The 321-nt window shown below is 34.3% G+C and carries 1 protein-coding gene; it reads left to right on the top strand.

Features of this window, described 5'->3' with window-relative positions; translation table 11 throughout:
* A partial coding sequence (locus LDP10_RS03365; RefSeq protein ID WP_321160506.1) for a sigma factor occupies positions 1 to 321 on the top strand: 321 nt, incomplete at both ends.

The raw sequence follows: 321 nt of genomic DNA, 5'->3' as shown, positions 1-321 counted from the left end.
AGCTGATCTTATTCAAGAAGGTAATATAGGTTTAATGAAATCGATTCGTCGTTTTAATCCTGAAGTTGGCGTTAGATTGGTTTCTTTTGCGGTTCATTGGATTAAATCTGAAATACATGAGTATGTATTACGTAATTGGCGTATTGTAAAAGTAGCAACAACAAAATCACAGAGAAAATTATTTTTTAATTTAAGAAAAACCAAACAACGTTTGGGATGGTTTAATGAGCACGAATTAAGAATAGTAGCTCAGGAATTAGGGGTGTGTAGTGAAGACGTACGCGAGATGGAATGTCGTATGTCAGCTCAAGATATATCGTT

The sequence above is a fragment of the Buchnera aphidicola (Pemphigus obesinymphae) genome (assembly GCF_026122815.1).
GTDB lineage: Bacteria > Pseudomonadota > Gammaproteobacteria > Enterobacterales > Enterobacteriaceae > Buchnera_C > Buchnera_C aphidicola_BJ.
This window is presented reverse-complemented; position numbering and strand designations above follow the sequence as displayed.